General features: G+C 56.1%; 12 protein-coding genes and 1 tRNA gene. 9 read left to right on the forward strand and 4 right to left on the reverse strand.

Annotated features, from left to right (window positions below; translation table 11 throughout):
• Nucleotides 1–111 (forward strand): carboxymuconolactone decarboxylase family protein (locus AC2FLZ_RS20055; protein ID WP_496882667.1); only part of this gene is annotated, 111 nt, incomplete at its 5' end.
• A gap of 6 nt (nucleotides 112–117) precedes the next feature.
• Here AC2FLZ_RS20055 and AC2FLZ_RS20060 read toward each other — a convergent pair.
• Entirely contained in the window at nucleotides 118–1,737 is a 1,620-nt protein-coding gene (locus tag AC2FLZ_RS20060) for a hypothetical protein (RefSeq protein ID WP_480474904.1), read from the reverse strand.
• A 32-nt stretch (nucleotides 1,738–1,769) separates the two neighbouring features.
• The gene (locus AC2FLZ_RS20065) at nucleotides 1,770–2,081 is read right to left on the reverse strand and encodes a hypothetical protein (RefSeq protein WP_480622989.1); all 312 of its coding nucleotides are present in this window, start codon (nucleotides 2,079–2,081) and stop codon (nucleotides 1,770–1,772) included.
• Nucleotides 2,082–2,149: 68 nt separating this feature from the next.
• Between AC2FLZ_RS20065 and AC2FLZ_RS20070 the strand changes: the two genes are divergently transcribed.
• Nucleotides 2,150–3,091, forward strand: a complete 942-nt coding sequence (locus AC2FLZ_RS20070; RefSeq protein WP_480624652.1) for a YcaO-like family protein — start codon at nucleotides 2,150–2,152, stop codon at nucleotides 3,089–3,091.
• Between the two features lie 8 nt (nucleotides 3,092–3,099).
• Here AC2FLZ_RS20070 and AC2FLZ_RS20075 read toward each other — a convergent pair whose 3' ends face one another.
• Together AC2FLZ_RS20075 and AC2FLZ_RS20080 are read right to left on the reverse strand one after the other, a co-directional pair.
• A complete protein-coding gene (locus AC2FLZ_RS20075; RefSeq protein WP_496882659.1) occupies nucleotides 3,100–4,308 on the reverse strand; it encodes a DUF8225 domain-containing protein in 1,209 nt (402 codons plus the stop codon).
• 184 nt (nucleotides 4,309–4,492) lie between these two features.
• Nucleotides 4,493–6,475, reverse strand: coding sequence for a phosphatase PAP2 family protein (locus AC2FLZ_RS20080; RefSeq protein WP_496882660.1), 1,983 nt, complete (start codon nucleotides 6,473–6,475; stop codon nucleotides 4,493–4,495).
• A 433-nt stretch (nucleotides 6,476–6,908) separates the two neighbouring features.
• Here AC2FLZ_RS20080 and AC2FLZ_RS20085 point away from each other — a divergent pair.
• From AC2FLZ_RS20085 to AC2FLZ_RS20115, 7 genes are all read left to right on the forward strand, one after another.
• A tRNA-Ser gene (locus AC2FLZ_RS20085) sits at nucleotides 6,909–6,998 on the forward strand.
• A gap of 224 nt (nucleotides 6,999–7,222) precedes the next feature.
• The gene (locus AC2FLZ_RS20090) at nucleotides 7,223–7,627 is read left to right on the forward strand and encodes a helix-turn-helix transcriptional regulator (protein WP_496882661.1); all 405 of its coding nucleotides are present in this window, start codon (nucleotides 7,223–7,225) and stop codon (nucleotides 7,625–7,627) included.
• Between the two features lie 118 nt (nucleotides 7,628–7,745).
• Nucleotides 7,746–9,542 (forward strand): DUF927 domain-containing protein, encoded by a 1,797-nt coding sequence (locus tag AC2FLZ_RS20095; protein ID WP_496882662.1) that lies wholly within the window; start codon nucleotides 7,746–7,748, stop codon nucleotides 9,540–9,542.
• Between the two features lie 237 nt (nucleotides 9,543–9,779).
• A complete protein-coding gene (locus AC2FLZ_RS20100) occupies nucleotides 9,780–10,181 on the forward strand; it encodes an XRE family transcriptional regulator (RefSeq protein WP_496882663.1) in 402 nt (133 codons plus the stop codon).
• A 952-nt stretch (nucleotides 10,182–11,133) separates the two neighbouring features.
• Complete coding sequence (locus tag AC2FLZ_RS20105) at nucleotides 11,134–12,003, forward strand: LysR family transcriptional regulator (RefSeq protein WP_496882664.1); 870 nt, start codon at nucleotides 11,134–11,136, stop codon at nucleotides 12,001–12,003.
• Nucleotides 12,004–12,109: 106 nt separating this feature from the next.
• Nucleotides 12,110–12,733, forward strand: coding sequence for an NAD(P)H:quinone oxidoreductase (gene wrbA, locus AC2FLZ_RS20110; RefSeq protein ID WP_496882665.1), 624 nt, complete (start codon nucleotides 12,110–12,112; stop codon nucleotides 12,731–12,733).
• Nucleotides 12,734–12,791: 58 nt separating this feature from the next.
• A complete protein-coding gene (locus AC2FLZ_RS20115; protein ID WP_496882666.1) occupies nucleotides 12,792–13,688 on the forward strand; it encodes an EamA family transporter in 897 nt (298 codons plus the stop codon).
• Nucleotides 13,689–14,551: the final 863 nt, after the last annotated feature.

The following is a 14,551-nucleotide window of genomic DNA, read 5'->3' on the forward strand; positions in this document are numbered from 1 at the left end:
GTCACCAAAGAAGAAATACGCGCCATCATCCACGTGGTCGGGATTTATTGCGGCGTTCCGCAAGCATTGGAGTGTTTCCGCGTCGCCCGTAAAGTGCTGGAAGACAAATAAACGCCATCAAAGACCAGCTTCGGCCAACAGTCGCGCGCCTTCGTCATAGTATTTTCTGTTTTTGAAACAGCCGGGCCAGGCCCAGCGCTCGGCCGTAAATCCGGGCTGCAATTCCAGGATGCGACGGGCGTGCCGACGTGCCAGTGACTGGTTGCCTGCCGCAGCGGACAACATGCATAACACGACCCGCGCCCGCACGCTGCCGGGGTCCACTCGCAAGACATTATGCGCGTGCTGCCATGCTGCCTTGTCTTCCGAGAGGGCAAGGGTCATTGACAAGTTCGCCTCGATCCAGATCGGCGGGTGCGGAGTTAACGCAAGAGCTTGCCGATACGTGGCTATTCCGTCCTCAAGCCGGTCGTCATACATCAACAAGACACCATAATAGCCCAGCAATTCGGGGCTGCTGTGGAACCGCTCAAGAACCTTGCGCATCAGCTGGCAAGCCTTGGCAGTATGGCCAGCAACATTTTGGGTAAACGCTTCGAGCGCGGCACAATAGGGATCCGCCGGGTGTTTTTCACGCATGATGGCGCAGTCGGCCTCGACCAGAGCCAGCGTTTGTTCCGGCGAATCTTCCATGCCCAACCGGATCAGATCCAGGCGGCAGAATCCGACAGCGATCCGCGCAGGCAGATAGTCCGGATCGCGCCGCAAACAGACCTCATACTGGCGGATGGCACGAAACAGGCCGTCCTTGGTCGTAAGGCTTTCCTGAATGCGGCCATTCTGAAATGCCGTCCAAACTTCGGTGGATGTAGCGTGTGCTGACCAGATATCGGACCAGTGACCATCCCGCAGCCGCAACTGAAGCGCTTCGACAACTTTCATTGCGATTTCTTCAACGGCGTCAAACGTATCCTTTTCCCGAAACCGGAAACGTTCGGTCCACAGGCACACCTGATCCACAGTTGACGTCAATTGTGCTGCCACGCGCAGCCCTTCGGCCCCTACCACGCTGCCGCTTAGCATATAACCGTCGACAGGCCCTTCCTGTCTTCGCGCATCGCGCAATTCAATGACATCCGACAACGTGCCCAAAAGGAAAAGCAATTCGTCCCGGATCGAGGCCGCCGCCACGTTGATGTTGTTATCGTCACCAATTACTTCAAACGGCTCGACAACAATTGCTGGTCTCTGGCGCCCCCAATGGGATGGAAAGCGCGCGCCAACCGGAACGGGCGCGTTTTCATCAAAACCAACATCCCAATAAGCTTGCCGTTCAACGGCCAACCAGTCTTCAAATTCCGGGTCTGCAACATCCAACCCTTCCAGAAGCTCGGCGCGATCCGGTTGAAGCGGTTCATCAAACAAATCAATTTCAAGCGCTTTCAGGTCGATGGAGACATTCTCGCGCCCGATGTCCAGAAACCCCAGACCGAACCCGGCCAGATGCTTGGTCAGGACACTAAGTTCCTTGCGCAACGATGCCGCACCCTGTGCGGGTGAGCTTTTGCTCCAAAGCTTGTCTTGCAGCCAGGCCCTGCTGCGAACAGCATTTTTAGACAACAACACCAAGGCGAGAAGCGCTTTCGCCTTGGTGCCGCGTGGTGTTGCATCCTGGCCGTCGTCGCAAATCACCTGAAACGGACCGGTCAGGAATATCTTGGTTTTTGCCTTACTCAAATAAACTCCTCAGGCAAGTTCAGACACTGCGGTCAGGAACCACAGCCATAAACGACAATGCCACCCATCGCTTCGTAGGCCAGCTTGCAGCACCATGACTGGTGATCGGGATTTGGGTCTGGCTCTTTATCGCTCAGATCGGGGATGACAATGTGAACCCTGTCCTTGGAATCATAGACGAACTCCACCGCAGGATTACCAACATCCGAAAGGATGTCATGTATCTTCTGCTCAGCCGCATCGCGATCTTCTGGCGACCCCAGCGCGTTGCTCCGGGCGGCGTTCAAAACTTCACACCCAAGATCCTTAAGTGTGTATTTCGGATTAATAGTCAAACGAGCCATACTAAAAGTCCTTTCTTAACAACCACAACCATTTGTATAACCCGTTACATACCTATCCGGAAACAAAAATGACCGACGCGCTGATTGAACTGGCCGAAAACGCAGGGCTTATTTCCGGACCTTCTTTTGCTGAATTTCCCAAAGGTGCTCCGATCCACACCGCCTTTCGCATGATCAATTTGCGAAACGGAACAGTGCCACCCGCTGGCGCAATGAAACATCGCGTGTCCTTCGGCACTGCGCGTAACCGGAACGAAGCCGCACGGCTTTCGGGTTTCGAAGCGATCGAACGTTATGCGCTGCAATACAGCGCGGATTCGCCTGAAACCCGCGAGAGCCTGATTTCATCGGACGGTGCCACGCATTTTCTGCCACGTGATGCCCTTGCTCTGGGTGCGCCGGGCAGCGACGGGCAGATCACGTCGAAGGGGGGCGCAGCGGGACCAACGCATGAGGCCGCTGCGCTATGGGCCTCGCTCGAATGTCTGGAACACGCGCTTGGACCACGTGGGTTCGACCAGGTGTTGCCCGAAACAGCGCTGCCGCGCGATCTGACCCGCTGGCTGAACACCTACCTGCGCAATCTGAGCGTTCACCTTCGCGTGGTTCCGGCGGTCGGCTTGCTACTGCGTGCGGTCTGCGCCGATGCGGATGGCGGGCGGCCAACCTATGGAACGGCTTTTTCCGCCGATCTAGCGACAGGTGTCTGGCACGCGGCATGCGAGGCGGTTGTGTCCTGGCGCAATATGGTGACGCTTGACCACACCGGCGTGACAGATGACGCGATGAATGAGGAACAGGCACGCTTGTTCCGACTGTATCGCGGCGCGCAAACCGATCGCCCGCCAACTCCGGCATCCTCTTTCGATGTGGATGCCTGGCAAAGCCCCGGCCCGACGCTAATGGCTGTATTGACAGCGGCGGCCAACGCTGCCGGGCGTCCGATTGCCATATTCGATATGACGGCGCCGGAAATACCTTTGCCCGTGGTCAAAGCCGTGCCGGTTTGAAACCTTTGTCAGTGACTGAATTGGCGAGTTAGCGCTACGTTGCCAAAGACCTCGGTTTCGGTCCGGTCCGCAAATTCAGAAATCTGTTTGCATCGTTTGGTTTCTGGAAGCCCACAAACGATGTCGCCTGGATCAACAGGCGGGACTTCAACAAATTCGACCCTTGTGATCGCGCGTGGTTTGGCCGCTACTGTTATCAAGGGGCCAACTTCGATCAGGCTGGCAAGCGCGTAACCCGACACAGGCCGTGCGGTTGGCCCTGTTCCCATGGTGATATCGTCCAGAAACCGGGGATCATCGTCGCCCGGCCCGAACTCAAGGCGCATGGGCATTCCAGCTTCACCGCGCGGATAACGCACCCAATCTGTCGGCACATTCACCGCATCCACGAAGAGTTCGGAAATGTGAAACGCCCGAAAATAAAGCCCCAGAGGATTCGCGAACGCCATCGTACGCCCTGTCGGTGTCGCCGTGCCCTTGGAGAAGGCCAGATCAAGGGCTTCACCCGCCAACCCAGATCCCGCATGGCGACAATACAGATCCTGTCGGTTGGCAAAATGTAACACCTCACAAAGCCGCGCGGGCCTTCTGTTTTCACCATGGCCGACAACATAGGGAAATGAGGAAAGATGCATTGTGGCGATCAGGTCGCTCAGGCTGTTTGTCTCTGTGGTCATGAACAAAGCATGTTCGATATTCAACGGATGCTCTGGTGGATGGGCAAAATCTGTTCCCACCAGTCTTTTGTGAAAACGAGCGATGCGTTGAGGCACATCCATCTCGCACCAATCTGCTCGCGAAACCTCGAACAGCTCTTCGCAGGAATATGAACATCTGGATACGGTTTCGACGACCGAAAGGAAGTGATTCAGATCGAACACTGCCATGGTTCTCCACCACTCCATCAGTTCGGTCGTGGCGACAAAGCGCTTCGGCCGCATTTTGCCGTCGGAATCGGGACGTAAAATCAGCGCATATTCCAAAAATTCATTGTGCAGTTCAGCCCGGCTTGCCCATCCCTGATCCGAAAGACTGGCGGCCAGTTCCTCGCCCAGACAATCCCGGGGTTCGCGCGGGTTGGCAGACCATTTGAACCCAGTCGATATCTGACCATCGACGATGTCGTCTGGGTCCATGACCAAGAACGGGCTCACTCCATTGCCATCGAACATCCCTTCAATTCTCGAGTTCCAATCCGACAGGGCAGCTTCACTCACCCCCCTATCGGCGCAACCTGGCGATTGAAAAACAGCCATCACCGAACACCGATCCGTATCTGAAATGCAGGGCTGATCTGCCATCAATAATTGCCACGGCAGTTCCAGCCTGGTTCGAGAGATCATCATCGTTGACGGGCACGGAAGCATCATGAAAAATCTCCCTCCGAAAAAAATTGAAACTTCATCCGCCCCAACCTGCCTGTTCTGGCAGGTGGCGGGTCCACCACAATTCAGGCGAACTATTGGCAACGTGGATTTCACTGCCAGAAGACCGATTACCCAAGATGCTGAGATGATCGCCGTCAAAAGTCTCAAGCGACACTTTCGATGACGTCGGTGATTTTGCCATATGTTCTGCCAAAATGCCGACCGCGATACGCTCACCCATCCGGATACTGTCGAAATAATCGCTGTAGAAATGAACGCCCGCCAAGTTGCGCCCAAGTGCAATATTCGCGGCGAGCTTGTTCAACTCGCCATTCAGCGTCAGGCAGTCTGCACTGTCTTCCGGTCGGGTCGTGTCGATCAGGGTCTTACCCCCCGCAGCTGGCACAAGGACCCGAGGCAGACCGGCCGAAGCCAAAGACACCCGTGATCCATCCAAAGCGTGCGTTCTGAAGAAAGCTTTGAGCACAGTGACGCATGCCCCGGCAACGGCACCATGAGCCGCCCCATAAGACGGGTGCATTGGCGACCCTTCGGGATAAGCAACCGGAAGCAGCAAGTTACGGTCATTTCGCGGCAGGCCCTTATGGGAAATGGCGTTATGCGCAAACCTCTTCACCGAAGGCGAGGCGGCGATTGCATCCATAAGACTGAAACCTTCGCTTGCCGCAGCTTCGAGTTTTCTCAGATGAGCCGCGGCAAAAGGCTCGGCCGCGCCAAGAGTTGCGCCGTGACCGTTTGCCATCAAACTCGTCACACTGCCCAGCTTTTCAGGCCGGGCACGATTGTGCACCTGAAACGTCTGACGTTTCGCGGCCCTCAGGGCCCGTGCCCCGGCTTCCGTCAGCAGGGACAAAACATGCGCGCCGCCCCAGGCAGAGCCAGGATCACGCACACCGGCATATCCATCCTCAGGCAGACCTTCGTCTGTCGGAGTGCCCTGTCCAAGCATAAGCAGGCAGGCATTGAAAAAAGTCTGATAAATTCTGTCAAAATGCACGTAAGAGGCAAGGTCGCGCGGTGTTTCAATGAATTTCGTTCCGTCGCTCTCAAAGGCTTGTTCGGCCGTCGTGTCCGCCCCGTTCTGAACGTCCAGCCACTCAGCCCAATCCCGCAGATAGTCCACGCCCGCCGCCTGCGGCAAGATCTTCTGGTCGATCCTCAAAGCGCCGAAGGGAACAGGCCCGGCGGCCATTGCCTGCGTCAGCTTATGCTTCTGCCGGCGCGCTTGATCTGCTGTCAGTGGATCGTGGCCTTGTACCAGGAACTGCGACAGATACGGCCCCTGCGCACAGCCCTGCGAGCAACCACGAAACAGGGTTTGAGGGGTCAGGCCGCCACCATCCCGAACCCGCCGCGCCGCCGAAACCTTTCCAATCTCAGCGCCATCGGCGTCCCGAGGGCTGCCATCGCGCCGGAACCATTCCAACTGACCAAGCGCACCAGCCACGTTGGCCGCATCACCGGCACCATCCCTGATGGATTCGAACGGTACATCCCGCAGAATGGCCATCGCGTAGATCTCGGCCATCTCCGCCGCCAGCTCATCCGAGCCAAGCCGGGGCGCGGGGGCAATACCCAAACCCCCGGCGTCACATCCGTTGAGACCAAGCCGGTGGCCCAGGATTGGCCCTTCCCACGCACGCCACCTAAATTCACCACCCTCTGATGGCGCGGTGCGGAAGGGCCCGGAATAGGCTGGCATGTCGAACAACGCCAACCGATTGCCAAAATTGTCGGTGCAGGTCGGATCAGCCACTTCTTCCAGAAACTCGGTATAGACCTGCGCGTCGACAATTCCGTTTACGTCATGACGCAACCCCTTCGAGAAATTCGTGGGCCATGTTCCTTCAAAAAGGTCCGATTCACCGTTGTGATCCTTGAAAACCTCCTGAGAGGAACGCGCCAACACACTCAAACGGCGTCGACCCCGGCCTACCTTTTGATGGGCTTCATAAGGGTTCTGCCATGGTTCAGACGGAACGGTATGTTGCGACATGATGTTCTCCTCATCGACACCAGAACGAATCGCATCACGGCGTTACCGGATCGTGACTTCCAAAAAGGGAATGTGTTTTCTACTTTTTTTCAATAAGTTGCCAGCTTCACGCCGGCGTACAGAACGCTATCACGCAAAAAACCGTGACCCGGTCTCACGTTGCAAAGCCAACCGAGCACTTGAACGCCGCTGTAGACTTGCCACGTCTCAGATTCTCGCAAACCAGGCCAGATGCCACAGGCAAGGCCCGCGATTCTAAAGACATTGCGAACTGCATCAGTCCGGAAGAAAGTGAACCAGTTCGTACCAATGGTGGATGCAAACCGGTGCGATTCCGTTCTATTTCAAAGAGTTCGGATGGATCTGTAAAAAAAACCAAACACTGCGGAATTGACCTTGTATTTCCGTTGCTTGCACGGATATACCCGTCGGCGGAGACGTGGCCGAGTGGTCGAAGGCGCTCCCCTGCTAAGGGAGTAGGCCCGGAAGGGTCTCGAGGGTTCGAATCCCTTCGTCTCCGCCATAAAACCGTATAACTTATTGATTTATATATGTTTGATGGCTTTCGGTAATTTCTTGCCACCATAATTGCCACCAAAGATACTTCTATTGAATGCAACAAAAAGCAACGTTTTGCTGTTCCGTCGATTCTTAGACTGACGTGGTTCTCATTCTGTTGGGCCGTTCTGCTTTTTCGACGATGTTTCGTATCGGTTGCGATGCCGGACGCAATGCCGACCTCCAAGTATGGAAAAACCGAATTCGCACAGAATTCTCTCGAATTCTCATGCGGATCGGGAAAAAATCTGCTATACGCAAACCATACAACAACATGCACCCGAGTTGGCTCTGCCGGACCAGTTGAACTGTCCGAAGCGGGCTAAATTTGTGTGCCTAAACCGGAGATCTGCGATAGTGACTGCCCCCGCGAATACCCTCTACCTTTCTGTTGACCAGGTTGCGCATCGTTTTGGCGTATCCAAGGACTCGATTTGGCGTTGGAAGCGCAAGGGCGACTTCCCTGCACCTGTGAAGTTGGGTGGGACTACCACCCGTTGGCGTCTTGCCGATATCGAGGAGTGGGAAGGCCAGCTCGCTTGTGGTCTCATCTGTAGCCTGGATTTCGAACCGAGCGCCCTCTTGGCAAGCTGACAACCGGCTCCTTTCCATCATCCTAAACCAGCCCCGAACCTCAGCGGGGCGTGGTGCCCTATGACGACGCGGCTCTTGTCGCGGCGATCGCCCCTTCTTGTCCGAGAGAGACTTCACAATGACCGATCAGAACACCCCTTTCAGCGCCGACTCCTACATTGAAAACGTCGTGCATTTTCCCTCGCGTGCACGGTCGTCGGCAAGTGCTAAACCGCGAGCAGTCATTGAGGTGACGCCCGACTGTATGCCGAGCAATTTCTCACTGAACGCTGATGGCATCTACCAGTTGCGGCCGGGGGAGGATGACGACCTGGTGCCGGTGCGGATTTGCTCACCGTTGATTGTCAAAGGAATGTGCCGGTGGCCAAAAATGGGTGGCTGGGGTCGCGTCGTGTCGATCGAGGATCCGGACGGGAATTGGAATGAGGTGATCCTTGAAGCTCGGGATGTTTCGAAGAAATCCGCCGCAGCACTGAGTCCCTTGTTCGATCGTGGGTTGGAATTGGCGCCCGTGGAGAAGGCAGCGCAGGGCGTGGCAGAGCTGTTAGCGACCTGGAGGCCGGCGGCACGGTATCTGCGCTCGGATCGGCTGGGATGGGCTGATAGTAGCTTCAGCGTCTTCACACTTGGAGATGGCCGAGTGCTTGGCGAAGGGCTTGTGGTTACCGATGCCGTTTCGGATGATGTGGCCGCCGCGATGTATGCAAGGGGCAGCCTGGAAACCTGGCGAGCGGCCGTGGCAGAGCCCTGCATCAATAACCCGCTGATGACTCTGGCGCTGTCTCATGCATTCACCGGGCCGCTCCTGTCGGTGCTGGGGCGCGACGGCGGCGGCTACCACCTGCGTGGCGCCTCCTCTCGCGGAAAATCTACGCTGCTGGGGGTGGCTGCTTCGGTTTGGGGCGCACCGTCCTTGGTGCAGAGCTGGCGCGGCACTGACAACGGGATCGAAGGGATTGCTGCGGCCTGCAACGACAGCTTGCTGGTGCTTGACGAGCTCCACCAGGTGGAGCCGCGTGTAGCGGGAGAGATCGTCTATATGCTTGCCAATGGTCGCGGAAAGATGCGCATGGGTTCCAACGGCAAAGCCCAGCAGACCAAGCGCTGGTCAGTGCCAGTTCTCTCGAGTGGGGAGCTTTCTCTTGAGGAGCATATGGCGAGTGGTGGTCGCACCATGTATGCCGGTCAGGACATCCGTCTCATCGACCTCGCGGCCGATGCCCGACAGCATGGTGCCTTTGACTGTTTGCACGGCGCGACAGACGGCCGGGCATTTGCTGAGCAAATGCAGCGAGCGGTGCGCGAGAACCATGCTGTGGCCGGCCCTGTGTTCGTAGTTAAACTCATGGAAAGTCTGAACCAGCACGACAAGCTTCAGCGGGTTTTTGATGGCTTCTGCCACTTGTGGGGGAATAAGGCTGATCTTCCACCCGATGGTCAGGTCCAGCGCGTTATGGGGCGGTTCGCTATTGCTGCGCTTGCTGGCGAGACGGCGACGAAATTTGGGCTCACCGGCTGGCCCTGCGGCGCAGCGCAGTCGGCTGCGTTCGAGCTCTTCCAGGGCTGGCTTGATGCGCGCGATGGTGCGACCCGTGCCGAGATCAACGAAGCCGTGGAGCGGAGCCAGTCCTATGTATTGAAGAACCTGGAGCGCTTTGCAGTGGTCGACACTGGAGTCGGTGAACCTCTCGACGGCTGGCGGGACCAGGGCTGGTTCTACGTCACACCTGAGTGCTGGCGTCGGATCCATCAGAACGGCGATGCGGTTGAAATTGCGCGCATCCACAAAGCTGCCGGCCTTCTGAAGACGCAGAAAGGGGATGGGTTGCAGTTCAAGATGAGCCGCAAGGTGTCTGGCCGTCCTAACGTATATGCAGTTAGGGCTTCGGCACTTGTTAGCACGGAGGGAAGTTGAAGGACGATATTGGAACCGGTGCGCACCAAACAGACGCGTTCCGGTTTCGGCTTGGACCACCCGGACCGGAAGCCTCAACATCGATATGATGGTGTATCAGGATTTGCCCGGTCCGAGCGGTCCAAGTGGTCCGAGTAGTCCAATCATCTTAGTTCCGTCCCGCCACACGTTCCCATTCTCATCGTCGCTATAGATAAGACGTGCAGCGCATGCTGCGTCACATCTGAGAAGGTAGCGATGACTATGAAACCGCATGGTGACACCCGGCTGGCGAGGTATGTTGACCGCCGGGTGCTTGAGCTGAAGCCCCGAAAATCCCAGTCGCAGATAGCCAGCGAGGCGGGCTTTCCGAACCCGAATATGGTGACAATGATCAAGCAAGGCACGTCAAAGCTGGCGTTGGATCGTGTGCCCAGCATGGCGCGCGCTTTGGATTGCGATCCGGCATTTTTGATGCGCCTGGCCTTGGAGCAGTCTGCTGGCGACACGGCGGCCTTGGCCATTTTTGAGGTGTTCGGCACCCCGGTCACGGCGAACGAGCTTGGTTGGCTGCAAGAGATACGTGACGCATCCAACAACGACGTTCCGCGGATTACCAGTAGAACCCGCGCCGCGATCAGGGCAATCTTCGGGAGGTAGGCATCATGAAAGGTCAGAACGATCTAACCCCTAACGAGCGCGCCTGGTTACGCTTCTTGCGCGAAGTGAGTAACGACAGCGACCCCAAGCCTACGTTGCGTCGGGTGCATCTCTTGCGTCGCCTTTGTCGACCTCACAAAGGAAAATGGAAAGGTTTCTCGAGATAGCGACGAGGAATGGCTGGAGAGTCCTGCCTCGCCGGATCCCGCGCAACCTCAGAGGTTGCATAAAGTTGACAAAGGTTTACATCGCGACGGCCGGGATGGACGGAATGTAAACCTTTCACCCCTCAAAACAGCCGATTTCGGGCCAAAAGGTTTACACTAAGTTTACATTAAGTTGACAGATCCGGGCCGAAATCAGGTTTTTTCCAGAAAAATGTAAACCTTTGATCGAAACAAACCCAATAAAACATGGCTCTCTGAAAACAACACATCCGAACCAAGGCCAGAAAAACGCACACAGCGACAAAACACAGGCCAGTCGACACCAGACACACAAACACGGACGTAACTCAGACCAGAGCACAGCGCTCCTGAGACAGAACCACATTGAGAGCGTAAGCACAGGTCTATGTCAGGCAGTGTTTCGAACTACTCCGGAGAGAAGAAACCGACGACTGCTAATAGTGGGGAAATAGTCGTGAATAGTGAGCTGCACCGTATAGAGGCTGACTGTGCCAATTTATGCAAAGTAGTGCTAGGTCAGCCCTAAAAGCTGGTTGTCTAATAGGGAGGCTGGTGATGGGGAGATTGTAGGGAGGAGCTCTCAGAACCGAGAACTGTTCCCGAGCTCCAGTTCACAGGTGTGATGGATGCTCCCCAAACAGAACTGAATTAGATCAGCTCAAACTGAAAGAATGTGAATTTGGGCATGATTTAGATCCGATCTATCGCGTATCACGTCATAAGCAGCTTTTTCGAAGGGTCATAACTTGGACAAACTGTCAGTCATGCAAGCTTTTCGCCGTATCGTTGAACGCGGTAGCTTTGCCCGTGCGGCGGAAGACCTTGGTGTTTCTCCTGCGCTTCTCAGCAGAGAAATCAAGCTTCTGGAAGAGAGCCTGGGAACCGTTCTTCTCACCAGAACGACGCGATCCATGTCACTGACGGACACCGGCAGTCTTTATTACCAAGATGCAATTGGAATTCTCGACGCGGTCGAAAAAACGGAACAGACCATCAGGGAAGGCTCAAAAGCGATGCGTGGGCACCTTCGGGTGAATGCGTCAAGTTCCTTCGGCCAAACCGTTATCGCACCGATGCTTCCAGAGTTCTTGGAAACCTATCCTGATCTGCGATTTACGCTTTCGATGGACGACAAGATGATCGATATGGTCGAGGGCGGGTTCGATCTGTCGATACGCATCCGTGCCGCGATGCCGGATTCGGCACTTGTTGCCCGACGGATTGGCGTGATGCGGCAGAGAATATTTGCGTCTCCTGACTACTTGGAGCGATGCGGGACACCGACCCAGCCGGCGGATCTAAAAAATCACGCGATCATCGGCTTTTTGCTTGCTGATCATTTGTCGAGCTGGAAGCTCTCGGCCGCCGAAGGTGTCACAACATTAGAGCTTGATCCGCGCGTGCGGGTCGGCAACAGCCTCGTTTTGCGAGATCTGCTGATAGCGGGGCAAGGTATCGGAACACTGCCCGAGTTCGTCTCTGACGCTCCCGAAGCCAGCGGGGCCTTGGTGCGAGTTCTTCCTGACCACGAACTGCCCGCGCCGGAAGTATTCGCCGTTACAGCATCTCGCTTGGGAATGGACGCAAAGGTTACAGCCTTTCTTGATCATCTGCGCCTGGCTCTCAGGTCCTGACATTATTCAATACAGGTAAAGAGTGATGTCAAAGAGCGCGACTTAATTGGCGGCGCAACAAATTCCATTCTCTCAGGGAACAAGTCGCAGCCCTGAGAGGTATCCTATGTCACGTATTCTCGTTCTCTACTATTCAAGCTATGGCCACGTCCGCGCATTGGCCGGTGCCGAGGCCGAAGGTGCCAGAAGTGTTCCCGGCACTGAAGTTGACGTTCGGCGCGTGCCCGAAACTGTCCCTGAAGAAGTCCGCCAGCAGGCCGGCTATGTCGTCGATGATACGCCTGTCGCCTTGCCGGCAGATCTGGAAAACTATGATGCAATAATTTTAGGAACGCCGACCCGATTTGGCATGATGGCAGGCCAAATGAAGTCCTTCCTGGATCAGGCTGGCGGGCTTTGGGTCAGGAATGCTCTGGTTGGTAAAGTCGGGGCGGTCTTTGCATCTACGGGTTCGCAACATGGCGGGCACGAGGCCACCCTTCTGACAACGCAAGTCCCGCTTCAACACTTTGGGATGCTGATTGCCGGAATGCCCTACACATTTGCTGGCCAGACTACATCAGAAGAAATCATTGGCGGCGCACCATATGGTGCCGGAACGATCGCCGGTGCTGATGGTTCCCGCACGCCTACCGAAACTGACCTGGCCGGAGCGCGTTTCCAGGGCGCGCATGTTGCAAGGATTACAGCGTGCCTCGCTGGATCAAACCTCCAAGCGGAAGCAGCGTAACCCGCGCGCCTCTGACGTCTCACTCACATTCTCAAACGCCTCAGCCGGGAGACATACCATGTCACGCTCAACCGATATTCTGCTCACTTCACTCGCCCCAGCGGTATGGGGAAGCACTTATCTGGTAACTACGGAAGCGCTCCCGGCTGGCTATCCGATTACCCTGGCCGTGTTACGAGCTCTGCCTGCTGGTTTATTGTTGCTTGCAGTGACGCGCTGCGTTCCACCACGCGAATGGCTCGGTCGAACATTCGTCTTAGGCAGCCTCAATTTCGCTCTGTTTTGGGTGCTCCTATTCGTTACTGCGTATAGGTTACCTGGTGGTGTGGCTGCTACCCTAGGATCGTTGCAAGCAATGATCGTGATTTTGATGGCATGGGGATGGCTGGGGACCCCAATCCGACTTGGTGCACTTGGTGCCGCCACGACTGGCGCAATGGGTGTGTCTCTGCTGCTTATCGGACCAGAAGCACAACTTGATTGGATCGGTATAGCAGCGGGTTTGGGAGGAGCCGCGTCAATGGCTGCTGGCACTGTTCTCAGCCGGAAATGGCAACCTCCGGTCTCGGCGCTTAGTTTCACAGCGTGGCAATTAACAGCCGGTGGTTTGATACTGCTGCCAGTTGCACTGTTCCTTGAGCCGCCTCTACCTGCGCTCAGCGCGACAAATGTCGCCGGCCTTATTTGGCTCGGGTTGATTGGCGCTGCAGCAACCTATGTTCTTTGGTTTCGTGGCATAGCGCGCCTGGAGCCCAGTGCAGTCTCGATGCTCGGCATGATGAGTCCTGTTACAGCTGTCGTGCTCGGCTGGGTATACTTGGGACAAACGCTTAGCCTCACCCAGTCCATAGGAGCAGCCATAGTTATTGGCTCTGTTGTGGTCGGCCAGAGCGTGAATCGAAGGGACAATTCGGGTGTGAAAAAATGGAGACCAGCAACAGCTGGATCTGCTTGATGGGTTTGAGTCGCAAACAATGGGCCCGATCACGCAAGTGGGCGAGGAATGGCTCAGCGCCTCGCTCATGCCCGTTCGCCAGACCTCTAGAATGTCGAAGTCCTAGGTTTTCCCACGCGCAGCGAAGGGGATGGGTTCTGGTGCCGCGGCATCTGGACGATCCAAACCTCCCTTAGCTTTTGTTGCGTTGTGGGCGATCGATCCAAAGCGCTGAGAGCGCTCAGGGCTTGCGTTTCTATTTCAGTGCTGTCGTGATCAAAAACTACGTTGGATGCTGTCAGCGAGCACCCTAGCCAGCCCAGTGATCTTCCTCGGCGGGAAACGGAACCGACATCAGCTCCTAGCGCTGGTAACTCCGAGCATACGATTAGCTCCTAAGCACACCAATTTGACATCAATTTATCGGATTAAGGAGTGGCAAGATGCTGATCCCACGAGGGATGAAAGCACTGAATGTTCAGTAAACGCTTACTTTGAGGCGTTTTGCCGCCCATCGCCGCGCCTGCGACCGCGGATCGCCCTAATAACTAGGGGAACCCTTCTTCTTATACACCATACCTACACATCACACACCAAGCATACTCCTCACCTTGCATCACGCTGAAGACAGATGCGCAGGCGTCGAGGTCGCGGCGCTGGCACAATACGTCGAACTTGATCACTCGGCCCCTAATTCGCTTCGCGCGCTGAGCCTATTTCCAGGAGAACCTGGTCCATCGACGCTGTAGTTCATCAAGTGCCTTCCCGACAACGTGTCCGTCGTCAGGGATTTTGGGACAGATGGCGGCGTGAGCTAAGAGAGGGTCTGGCTCATCTGGTTCATGTGATTATGCGGCGGATTTGCGGTGAAGCAAGCGTCGCGT

The sequence above is a fragment of the Ruegeria sp. YKSF131 genome (genome assembly GCF_059612645.1).

Excerpts from the sequence above, each read along its gene's own strand:
- AC2FLZ_RS20065 (WP_480622989.1), bottom strand. The coding sequence starts at position 2,081 with ATGGCTCGTTTGACTATTAATCCGAAATACACACTTAAGGATCTTGGG.
- AC2FLZ_RS20070 (WP_480624652.1), top strand. The coding sequence starts at position 2,150 with ATGACCGACGCGCTGATTGAACTGGCCGAAAACGCAGGGCTTATTTCC.
- AC2FLZ_RS20080 (WP_496882660.1), bottom strand. The coding sequence starts at position 6,475 with ATGTCGCAACATACCGTTCCGTCTGAACCATGGCAGAACCCTTATGAA.
- AC2FLZ_RS20090 (WP_496882661.1), top strand. The coding sequence starts at position 7,223 with ATGGAAAAACCGAATTCGCACAGAATTCTCTCGAATTCTCATGCGGAT.
- AC2FLZ_RS20095 (WP_496882662.1), top strand. The coding sequence starts at position 7,746 with ATGACCGATCAGAACACCCCTTTCAGCGCCGACTCCTACATTGAAAAC.
- AC2FLZ_RS20100 (WP_496882663.1), top strand. The coding sequence starts at position 9,780 with ATGACTATGAAACCGCATGGTGACACCCGGCTGGCGAGGTATGTTGAC.
- AC2FLZ_RS20105 (WP_496882664.1), top strand. The coding sequence starts at position 11,134 with ATGCAAGCTTTTCGCCGTATCGTTGAACGCGGTAGCTTTGCCCGTGCG.
- wrbA (WP_496882665.1), top strand. The coding sequence starts at position 12,110 with ATGTCACGTATTCTCGTTCTCTACTATTCAAGCTATGGCCACGTCCGC.
- AC2FLZ_RS20115 (WP_496882666.1), top strand. The coding sequence starts at position 12,792 with ATGTCACGCTCAACCGATATTCTGCTCACTTCACTCGCCCCAGCGGTA.